We start from the raw sequence: 11,194 nt of genomic DNA on the forward strand, positions 1-11,194 counted from the left end.
TTCTAGCTGAATATAAATAAAGTTCAAGTGCTATATTGATAAAAATATATAAGTAAATGAAATAGTTATAGTGTTTTTTTTTAGACTGTCTGACCTAAAATAGTTGTATAAGCCAACAAATTCGATAAGAAATGAGTAGTCATTTGATTTGATTTTATAATTTTTGTAATTAAACCACTAAAAACATTTGATATTTTCCTGTCGAAAAAATGATATTTTTTGACTAATGAAACTTATGTAAGTGGAGAAGAGACATTTGAGATGGTATTATGCACGCCAAAATTTTAATTTTAATTTTAATATTAAATATTAGGTATAAATAAATGAAAAAAGATATTTTCAAATCAGTAACCTTACCCAATGGAGTGGCATTAAAAAATCGCATTATGATGGCACCTATGACCACTTGCTCAGGGTTTTATGAAGGCTCGGTTACAAGTGATTTAATTGAATATTATCGAGCAAGAGCTGGAGAAATAGGCTCAATTATTGTTGAATGTGGTTTTGTCGATAATAAAGGATTAGCTTTCCCTGGTGCAATCGGTCTTGATAGCGATGATAAAATTGAAGGTCTGGCAAAAATAGCTCAAGCTATTAAAGAAAAAGGTTCAAAAGCGATTATTCAAGTTTATCATGGCGGTAGAATGGTTGAACCTAAACTCATTGGTGGTCAAACTCCAGTTGGTCCAAGTGCTATTGCGGCACCAAGACCGGGAGCAGCTACACCGATAGAATTAACTGCCGATGAAGTTGATCAAATGGTTGATAAGTTTGGTCAAGCAGTACGTCGAGCTATTCAAGCTGGTTTTGATGGCGTGGAAATTCATGGTGCTAATACTTATTTGATTCAACAATTTTATTCACCAAATTCAAATCAACGAAATGATAAATGGGGAGGTAGTCGTGATAATCGAGCTCGATTCCCATTAGCGGTTCTAGATATTACCTATAATATGGTCAAACAGTATGCAAATTCAGACTTTATTGTTGGTTACCGTTTCTCACCAGAAGAAATAGAAGAGCCGGGGATTCGTTTTGATGATTCAATGTATTTACTTGAAAAGCTTGCTGAGAAAGGCTTGGATTATATTCATTTTTCAATGGGGGCAATTTTAAGGCCTTCGATAGTTGATACTCAAGATCCAACACCATTAATTAATAAATATATAGCAATGCGTTCAGAAACTTTAGCTAAAATCCCGGTTGTTGGGGTGGGCAACGTTGTTAATGAAAGTGATGTTAGAGCCGCATTAGATAATGGATTTGACTTTGTCGCAGTTGGCCGAGCGTGTATTGCTTATCCAGATTGGACTGATCGCATCATGAAAGGTGAAAAATTAGAGTTATTCATCAATAGTGACAAACGAGAAGAACTTAATATTCCAGAACCTTTGTGGCATTTTTCACTTGTCGAAAGTTTAATTCGTGATGTGAACTTGAATGTTAAAAAGTTTAAACCAGGAAATTATCAAGAAAAAGTCAATGATGAGTCTTATGAATTTGTGATTAATGTTGAGCTTGGTAAAGATTTTATCAAAGATATGCAATTAGTTAATGCCAATAATTTTGATCATGAGGTATTAAATAATTTTTCAGAAATTAAGCATCGCATTATTGAGTCAAATAGTCCTCATGTAGATGCGATTTCTGGAGCTACATCACAAAGTGAAGCCTTCAAAAAAGCAGTTACTAAGGCAATGGCTCAATCAAACAAAGAAGCGATTATTGCCGAAGGTGGCGATCCAAATGCTAAAGCCTATGATGTTGTTGTTGTCGGTAGTGGTGGTGCCGGTCTTGCTGCAGCAATTCAAGCCCATGACCTAGGTGCTAGTGTTGTTGTGATTGAAAAAATGTCGGTTATTGGCGGTAATACCAATAAAGCTTCTGCAGGTATGAATGCTGCGGAAACCAAATTCCAAAAACTTAAAGGTATTGTTGATAGTAAAGATCTGTTTTATCAAGAAACCATGATTGGCGGAAAAAACAAAAATAATCCAGAACTATTACGCTATTTTGTTGAGAATGCCCCTGATGCTATTGATTGGTTAGATAATAATGGCATTGAACTCAGCGGTATTACAACTACTGGTGGTATGAGTATTGATCGTACTCATCGTCCTGCTAGTGGTGCTGCAGTCGGCGGTTTTTTAATTAGTGGTTTAGTTAAAAACATTAATCGACGTGGCATTGAAGTAATGCTTGATTGTAATGTAACTGAAATTATTACTGAAAATAATAAAGTTGTTGGTGTTAAGGTGACTGAAGAAGACGGTTCAATACAAACCATAAAAGCTAAAGCAGTTATAATTGCTACCGGCGGTTTTAGTGCTAATCATGAAATGGTTGAAAAATATCGTCCAGATCTTAAAGGATTTGTCACCACAAATCACAAAGGTGCAACTGGCTCTGGTATTATGATTTTAGAAAAATTAGGTGCCGGAACAGTGGATATGAAAGAAATTCAAATTCATCCAACTGTTGAGCAGACTACATCTTACTTAATTTCTGAATCAATTCGTGGTGGTGGTGCTATTTTAGTATCACAAAAAGGTGAACGTTTTGTTAATGAGTTAAATACACGTGACAAAGTATCTGCCGAAATCATTAAGTTGCCTGAACATTATTCATATATTTTATTTGATCAACAAATTCGTGATGAAAATAAGTCTGTTGAGGAATATGTATCGCAAGATCTAACTGTGCAAGCTAATTCAATCGATGAGTTAGCGAAAAAACTGTCAATTGATGCCAATACCTTACATAAAACCATTGAACGATATAATTATTTTGTTAATAACAAACAAGATGAAGATTTTGGTCGAACTACTGGTTTACGTCATCCAATTGATAAAGCTCCTTTTTATGCAATCAAAATTGCTCCAGGTATTCATCATACTATGGGTGGGGTAACAATTAATACTGAAACTCAGGTTCTTGATAACGAGAAAAATGTCATCAGTGGGGTATTTGCTGCTGGTGAAGTTGTTGGTGGTGTACATGGCGCCAATCGTATCGGAGGTAATGCCGTAGCCGATATTATCATTTTTGGTATGCAAGCAGGAAAACAAGCGACAGATTATATTCATCAATAACTGAATAGCAATTTTTGAATGCATCATTCACGCTATGAATATACTCAAGCTATGATGGGAACAACGGTATCATTAATGCTTTTTGAGCCTAATGAAACCGTTGTGCAACATGTTTTTAATACCATTAATCAGCTTGAAAATAAATTAACGGTTAATAGACCCATATCGGAAGTTATGTCAATCAACAATGCGGCAGGAAAACATCCGGTTAGAGTTAGTCATGCCGTTTATTCGCTTATTGAGCAAGCTTGGAAAGTCAGTTTAATGCCAGATAGTTGCTTTAATGTTGCTATTGGCCCATTAGTTAAACTTTGGAAGATCGGTTTTTCTGGGCATCAGGTCCCCAATCCTGAGCAAATTGTTGAAAAGAGATCTTTGATCGATCCTAATGATATTAAATTAGATCCTAAATCTTGTTCGGTATTTTTAAAAAAGGCTGGCATGGAGATTGATTTGGGGGCAATAGCCAAAGGTTATATTGCCGATGTGATTAAACTTGTTTTGCAACAACACAATGTTTATCAGGCAATAGTAAACTTAGGAGGTAATGTGCTAACTATAGGCGATTCACCCATTGATGCTGAAGGTTATTGGCATATTGGGTTAAAAAAACCCTTTTCCTCAATCGAAAATGAGTTAGTCGGTCTTATTAAAGTAAAAAATAAATCCGTAGTTACATCAGGAACTTACGAACGTTACTTTATTGAAAACCAACATGTTTATCATCATATTTTGGATTCTAAAACGGGTTATCCTTTAGATAATGAATTAGAAAGTATAACCATTATTTCGGATACATCCCTTGAGGGAGATATTTATTCAACAATCTTATATGGATTTGGTACTGAAAAGACTAAACAATTATTGAAAAATCAGCAAAATTTATCTGCTATATTTTTATTGAAGGATAAAACAATAAAGATAGTCAATCCTGATAATTTTGCTTTTCAACTGCTCGACCAAGAATATCAAATAAGCTAGATATTGCGAATAAAATAAAGATTTTACAAATTATATCATTTCATTATCAATTTGATTAAATTGATATTTAATTTAAAAGGAAATATTATGAGTACAGTAAAAAAACCGCCAGTTAAATGGCTTCCTCTTATTATTATTGCAGGAATATCGGCAATATTATGGCTTTTTATATCTCCACCAGAAGGTATTAGTATAGAAGGGTGGCGAACAAGTATTATATTTGTGGCAACTATCGCCTGTATTGTTGCAGAAATCATGCCTATAGGCGCAATTGGATTATTAGCTATTACGGTATTTGCTGTTCTTAGACCATCAGGAGCGACAACCGCTGCCGAATCAGTCAAAATATCATTAAGTGAATTAAACAGTAGTTTAATTTGGTTGATTGTTATCGCGTTTATGATTGCTAGAGGGTTTATTAAAACTGGTTTAAGTAAACGTATTGCTTATTTTTTAGTTAAAATTTTAGGTAAAAACACCTTAGGTTTAGCTTATGGATTATCAGTAACCGATGTTGCTTTAGCGCCGGCGATTCCAAGTACTACGGCTCGAGCTGGTGGGGTAATCTATCCAATTGCTGAGGCATTAGCAATCAACTTTAATTCAAATCCTAAAGATGAATCAAGAAATCGTATTGGTACTTTTTTAATGCTAACGATAAGTCATGTTAACGATATTACTTCGGCAATGTTTTTAACTGCCTTTACTGGTAATTTGTTAGCAGCTAAATTAGTGACTTCATCACTTGGTATCACTTTGGGTTGGGGACAATGGTTTATTGCTGCAATTGTTCCTTGTTTAGTGTCATTTGTTGTTATTCCTTTAGTTATTTATTTTTTAACTAATCCAGAATTGAAAAAAACACCCGAAGCACCAAAATTAGCTGCTGAAGAACTTAAGAAAATGGGTTCAATTACCTTAAAAGAAATCATTATGGGTGCTACAGTCGTTTTATTATTAGCACTTTGGATTTTTGGTAAAAATATTGGTATTGATTCAACTACAACCGCATTTATTGGTTTAACTATTTTAATTTTAACTGGTGTATTAAGTTGGGATGATATCAAAGGTGAAAAAGCGGCATGGGATACATTAATCTGGTTTGCTGCTTTGTTAATGATGGCTGGTCAAGTTAATAAACTTGGTGTAACTAAATGGTTAGGCGATACCATTGGTGCAGCAGTAAAAGGCCATTTAGGTGATAGTAGTTGGATTTTTGTTATTATTATTCTATGTGTAGCTTATGTTTATTTACACTATTTCTTTGCCAGTGGTAATGCACATATTGCGGCACTGTTCCCCGTGTTCTTATCGGTTGCTATTGCCTTAGGAGTACCGCAATTAATTGCTATTTTTGCTTTAGTCATTTGTACCAATTATTTTGGTTCTCTTACTCAGTTTGCAAATGCTCGAAATCCATTATTATTTGCTGAAGGATTTGTACCGGTAAAAACTTGGTGGAAAGTAGGCTTTATTTGTAGTGTAGTTAATCTAATTATTGTTTTCACCGTTGGTATTTTATGGTGGAAAATTATTGGATTAGGTTAAAACCTCTATAATCTCTACTGTTATCGACAAATAAAAAGCCCCCCAGTAATTGGTTGTCCAACTATTGGGGGGTCACTTCAAATGGCGGTTTTTTACCTTAATAAAGTAAAATCTTATAAAGTTTCAATTGATAATTTCCAGTTATTTACCGATTTCCAATATTTTTTCTCTTGTTCCAAATCTAATAGAATCAACCTATTATTTTCAACAAACAGCTTATCTATCGTTAGTGTCATTTTAGTGGATTTTTCTTGCGACAAAATTAACTTAAAAGCATTGAGATCTAGATCGGGACTACGTTGATTGTTTATGAGTATCGATAATCTGAGAATTTGTAACATGGCAATAATATGTTTAAATTCGAACAGGCTAAAATAAGGAAATTCTTCTATATTAATCGATTTTCGATGGTAACGAACCAACGTTGATAATAATAATTGCTGTTCTTCATTAAACCCCGGTAAATTACTATTTTTTAGAATATAACTAGAGTGTTTATGGATCGAAGAAAAGTTAATTTTTAACCCCACCTCATGCAATTGTGCTGCCCAATATAAAATGGATTCAACACTTGGTGGTATGATCATTAAAGATTGCGCTTTCCATTGAGAAAAAAGGTATTTTGCCGTTTTCACAATTTGTTTAGCATGGCGTTCATCAATATTATAGTGTTGCGATAGCGATTCAGCTGTTGTTTGTCTGATATCTCGATAATTAGGGCCATCAATAAGTTCATAAAGAACACCTTCACGTAAAGCACTTGGACTAAATTGTAATTCTTCTAAACCTAATGCATTAAAGACGCCACTGAAGATAGCTAATCCACTGACAAAAACATTTTTTCTTTCCTCGGATAGAGAAGGAAAATCAATTTCATGAAAATAATTAAATTCTAATACATAACTGATTAAATCATCCAAACGTTTAGGGGTAATAATTCCGTCGCTAACCCCAATATCGAGTAAAATTTTATAAATGCTTTTAATGGTACCGGATGTACCGAAAGCAGCACTAATATTTTGTTTTTTTATTAGGTTGATTAAATTTTCAATTTGTTGCTCGGCAGCTAATTTTGCTTGTTGAAATGATTGATAATCAATTTTCTTTTGCGGAAAAAACTGTTTAGTGTAAGTGACACATCCCATTGGTCTGCTAGCTACCAGTATAGGTTTTAGATTATTACCTTTACCAATGGCAATTTCCGTAGAGCCACCACCAATATCAACCACGAATTTGCTATCGTTTTCATTGGTGGACTCTGCTGTCATTGTACCGAGATAAATAAGTCTGGCTTCTTCTTGACCAGAAATGATTTCAATAGGGTATGGTAATACTTTAGCTGCTTCGTTTAAAAATTTAAGTCTATTTTTCGCAATTCGTAAAGTATAAGTAGCGATAATTCTTACATTTTCGGCTGGAAATCCGTTTAATCGTTCTGCAAATAACGCTAAACATTCAATACCACGATTAATACTTGATTCACTTAATTCATTATTTTCATTTAATCCAGTAGCAAGATGAATATTCTTTTTATGTTTATATATAATTTGCCTAGCTCCATCTACATTACGAGCTATAATCATATGAAAACTATTAGAGCCTAAATCGACGACAGCATATTCATTAAATTTATTCACGTTAAAATCCTTAAACCGATGATTCCATGTGTTTTAAATAATCATAAATGGCATGTTGTGCTCTTATTTTTTTCTTATTGCCTCGTTGTACATAATTGTTCATATTATCTTTGTCGATGATCCTAGCTTTGACATTATCATTACATTGCAAATTGAAAATATCATGTATAGTAGATTTTAAAACTGGATCAAAAATTTTAACACCCACTTCAATTCGATTATCTAAGTTACGAGGCATCCAGTCAGCTGATGAAATATAAGTGTCTTTTTTTCCATCGTTTTCAAAAATATACACCCGAGCGTGCTCTAAATATTGATCGACAATACTCGTTACATAGATATTTTCACTTAAATTAGGGATCTGAGGAACTAAAACGCAAGTTCCCCTAACAATCATTCTAATATTTACACCGGCACATGAAGCTCGATAAAGTTGGTCAATCATCTCTTTATCGGTGATCGCATTCAATTTTAAATAAATACCAGAAGGTTTCCCTGCTTTGGCATTATTAATTTCACGTTCAATAAACTCATAAAAACGTTGACGAGTATTTTGTGGCGATACCAGTAAGTGATTAAATGAAACAGGTTTAAATGGATTTTCAATGAAATTAAATACTTTAATAACTTCATCGGTAATGGCTGGATCAGAAGTTAATAGTGAAAAATCGGTGTAGACTCGTGCTGTTTTTTCATTAAAGTTACCTGAGCCGATATGAGCATAGCGAATAATTTTATCCTCTTCTCGTCGATCAATTAAAAACAATTTAGCATGGATCTTAAGTTTTGGTTGTGAATAGATAACTTTGATACCACTACGAATTAATCTTTTAGCCCATTTTATATTTGCCTCTTCATCAAAACGAGCTTGTAGTTCAACCACCACTGTAACTTTTTTACCATTATTGGCGGCATTAATTGCTGCGTGTATAAATCGGGAATCTTTCGCAACCCGATAAATATTCATACGAATATGGGTCACAGCTGGATCGAAAGAGGCTTGACGCATGATCTCAAGTACATGACCAAATGAATAATAAGGATAGTAGAGCAATACATCTCGATCCTTAATAGTCGCAAAAGCATTCCTAAATTTTTTGAATCGATTATAAGCAAGGCTAGGTAAACGTTTATTAAGTAAATTTTTAACGCCTAAATCAGGAAAGTTAACTAAATCTTTAAAATTAGGATAACGTCCGCCTGGCATTGCATCTTGTTCTGTTAATTTTAACTTATTAATCAATAATTCAAATAATGCTTTAGGCATATCTTTTTGATAGGTAAAGCGTACCGGTTGTGCGGTTAAACGTTGTTTTAATCCTTGTGACATTAATTCTAGTAAACTATCTAGTTCACTATTTAATTCATATTCCGCATCACGATTAATATTGATTGAATAAGCATTTAATTCAACAGCATCAAAAAAGACTTTAAAAATATCGTCTAAACAGTAACGTAAAATATTATCTAAAAAGATAATTGATTTGTTTTTGGTTGAAACTTCCGATGGTAATAAAACAAAACGAGGAGCATTGTCGGTAGGCAGCTCCAATAAGGCATAACTAATATTGTCTTTACAAATAATTTCCACTGCCAAATAAGCATGATCATCTTTGAGAAATTGGATCAATTCAGTATGGCTATCAAGAAGAATAGGGGTGATATATTGTCTTAGATTTTGCTTATAGTAATTTTTTATCCAATTTTCTTGATAACTAGTAAGTTGCCTCTCATTTATTAGAAAAATCTGGTTTCTAGCCATTTCTAATAATAGTTCGTTATAGAGCTGATCAAATTGTAATTCAAGTTGAATAACTTTTTGGTTAACTTGTCTTAATAAATGTTTCGCATTTGAGGTGGATTGAGATTGTTCTTGCTCAATAAGAACATATTTTTTTAAGTTTGCAAATTGAACTTTATAAAATTCGTCTAGATTACTGGAGTAAATACCTAAAAAACGGATTCGTTCTATAAGAGGATTACTTTCATCAGCCGCCTCTTGTAGTACACGTTGATTAAAGGATAACCAACTGAGTTCTTTGGGTAAATATACTTTTTCTATAATCATGTCTTATTTGGTCCAGTCCACAAATTGAATATCTAACAGCATAACGCATGTTAAAAAAAAAGCTAGCACATCGCTAGCTTTTTATTATTCATTTAAACAATTTTAAAATGATTAGATACGGTGTACCGAAGTTGTATTAGTAGTACCACTTGGAACCAATGCACCTGATACCATAACAATCGTATCACCTTGTTTAACATTACAAACTTTAACTGCCATTTCTTTACCTAAACGGTAGAAATCGTCAGTTGAGTTAATCGCATCAATTAAAATTGGTTCAACACCTTTAGATAATGCTAATTGATTAACTGTTTTTTGACTTGAAGATAATGCTAAAATACGAGCTGTCGGGAAGTAATGACGAAGTTCACGAGCAGATTTACCACTACGAGTCGCAACAACAATTAATGGCACATTTAAACGTTCAGCAATTTCAACTGCACCACAACAAACTGCAGCAGTAATACGTAATGTTTCTTCTTTGGTTGTTAACTCAAGTTTAGCAGGAATAGTACCATCAGTACGTTTACAGATTGTAGCCATCACATTTACTGCTTCAAATGGATATTTACCTTTAGCACTTTCACCTGATAACATAACTGCGTCGGTTCCATCGATGATTGCATTAGCAACGTCTCCAGCTTCAGCACGAGTAGGGCGAGGGTTTTTAATCATTGAGTCTAACATTTGTGTTGCAGTAATAACTGGTTTTGACGCCTTATTACATTTTTTGATCATCATTTTTTGAGCAAAAATAACTTCTTCAACAGCGATTTCCACACCTAAGTCACCGCGAGCCACCATGATACCGTCAGAAGCTTCTAAAATTTCATCAAAATTATCTAAACCTTCTTGGTTTTCAATTTTAGAAATAATTTTAATTTCTTCACCACCGTGAGCTTTAAGATGAGCACGGATATCTTCAACGTCAGAACGTTTACGGATAAAAGATGCAGCAATAAAGTCAACACCTTGCTCACAACCGAAAATTAAATCATTTTTATCTTTTTCAGCAAGTGCAGGTAATTTAATTGAAACGCCAGGTAAGTTAATACCTTTATTTTCACCTAAATCACCATTATTTAGTACTTTACAGACAACTTCGTTACCGTTGATTTCGACAACGTCCATAGCGATTAAACCATCATCAACCAAAACACGATTGCCAGGTTTAAGATCTTGAGCAAAACCTTTATAAGTAACCGCAACACGTTCTGAATTACCAACTACGGTTTCATCGGTAGTAAAAGTGAAAGTTTGACCAGCAACAAGTGATACATCATTACCACCTTCTAACTTAATAGTACGGATTTCTGGACCTTTAGTATCCAACATAATTGCCGCTTTTAAGCCAGTTTCTTGCATTACTTCACGTAAATTTTTGATTCGATTACCGTGTTCTTCATAATCACCATGAGAGAAGTTTAAACGCATTACATTCATGCCTGCATTTAATAATTTGGTTAACATCTCTTTTGATTCTGATTTTGGTCCTATAGTACAAACGATTTTTGTCTTTTTCATAATATTATCACTACTTGTTAAGGTTAATGTTTAAATTTCATATAAACTGGGTATATGTCTAAATGCAAAGTATTTACATTGGATTGAAAGGGATATAAGAAGGATCTAGCAACTGAAAAATAGTTACTTAATTTTATTTCAGTGTCTGAAAAATTGACTATTTTCATTAAAATTTAGATCCTCAAAAAATTGGCTTCATTATAGACTTAACTCTATTTTAAATAAAGTTTTTTATCACTAAATCTGTTTTAAGTTTATACAATTAGTATAAGATAACAGATTGGATAATAACGATAGATTTTATAAAAATTTTGAGGAGAGGGGTTTTTAAGTTACATATAATC

General features: G+C 33.4%; 6 protein-coding genes. 3 read left to right on the plus strand and 3 right to left on the minus strand.

Annotated elements, in window-relative coordinates; translation table 11 throughout:
* The first annotated feature begins 323 nt into the window (after positions 1–323).
* The 3 genes from B6C84_RS11255 to B6C84_RS11265 all read left to right on the plus strand — a co-directional run bounded on the left by B6C84_RS11255 (position 324) and on the right by B6C84_RS11265 (position 5,621).
* Positions 324–3,092 (plus strand): flavocytochrome c, encoded by a 2,769-nt coding sequence (locus tag B6C84_RS11255; protein WP_086354307.1) that lies wholly within the window; start codon positions 324–326, stop codon positions 3,090–3,092.
* An 18-nt stretch (positions 3,093–3,110) separates the two neighbouring features.
* Complete coding sequence (locus B6C84_RS11260; RefSeq protein ID WP_086354308.1) at positions 3,111–4,073, plus strand: FAD:protein FMN transferase; 963 nt, start codon at positions 3,111–3,113, stop codon at positions 4,071–4,073.
* Positions 4,074–4,160: 87 nt separating this feature from the next.
* Positions 4,161–5,621, plus strand: coding sequence for a DASS family sodium-coupled anion symporter (locus B6C84_RS11265; RefSeq protein ID WP_086354309.1), 1,461 nt, complete (start codon positions 4,161–4,163; stop codon positions 5,619–5,621).
* A gap of 113 nt (positions 5,622–5,734) precedes the next feature.
* Here the strand turns inward: B6C84_RS11265 and B6C84_RS11270 are convergent, their stop codons facing one another.
* From B6C84_RS11270 to pykF, 3 genes are all read right to left on the minus strand, one after another.
* Positions 5,735–7,258, minus strand: coding sequence for a Ppx/GppA phosphatase family protein (locus B6C84_RS11270; protein ID WP_217332157.1), 1,524 nt, complete (start codon positions 7,256–7,258; stop codon positions 5,735–5,737).
* Between the two features lie 10 nt (positions 7,259–7,268).
* Positions 7,269–9,326 carry a polyphosphate kinase 1 gene (gene ppk1 / locus B6C84_RS11275; RefSeq protein ID WP_065651120.1) on the minus strand — a complete coding sequence of 686 codons (2,058 nt, stop codon included), beginning with the start codon at positions 9,324–9,326 and terminating at the stop codon, positions 7,269–7,271.
* A 111-nt stretch (positions 9,327–9,437) separates the two neighbouring features.
* Entirely contained in the window at positions 9,438–10,850 is a 1,413-nt protein-coding gene (pykF, locus tag B6C84_RS11280; RefSeq protein ID WP_034902737.1) for a pyruvate kinase PykF, read from the minus strand.
* Positions 10,851–11,194 lie beyond the last annotated feature (344 nt).

Source organism: Gilliamella apis, assembly GCF_002142155.1.
Lineage (GTDB): Bacteria > Pseudomonadota > Gammaproteobacteria > Enterobacterales > Orbaceae > Gilliamella > Gilliamella apis.

Bases quoted from the DNA above. Each gene is read 5' to 3' on its own strand.
- B6C84_RS11260 (WP_086354308.1), top strand. From the start codon at position 3,111: ATGCATCATTCACGCTATGAATATACTCAAGCTATGATGGGAACAACG.
- B6C84_RS11255 (WP_086354307.1), top strand. From the start codon at position 324: ATGAAAAAAGATATTTTCAAATCAGTAACCTTACCCAATGGAGTGGCA.
- B6C84_RS11265 (WP_086354309.1), top strand. From the start codon at position 4,161: ATGAGTACAGTAAAAAAACCGCCAGTTAAATGGCTTCCTCTTATTATT.
- pykF (WP_034902737.1), bottom strand. From the start codon at position 10,850: ATGAAAAAGACAAAAATCGTTTGTACTATAGGACCAAAATCAGAATCA.
- ppk1 (WP_065651120.1), bottom strand. From the start codon at position 9,326: ATGATTATAGAAAAAGTATATTTACCCAAAGAACTCAGTTGGTTATCC.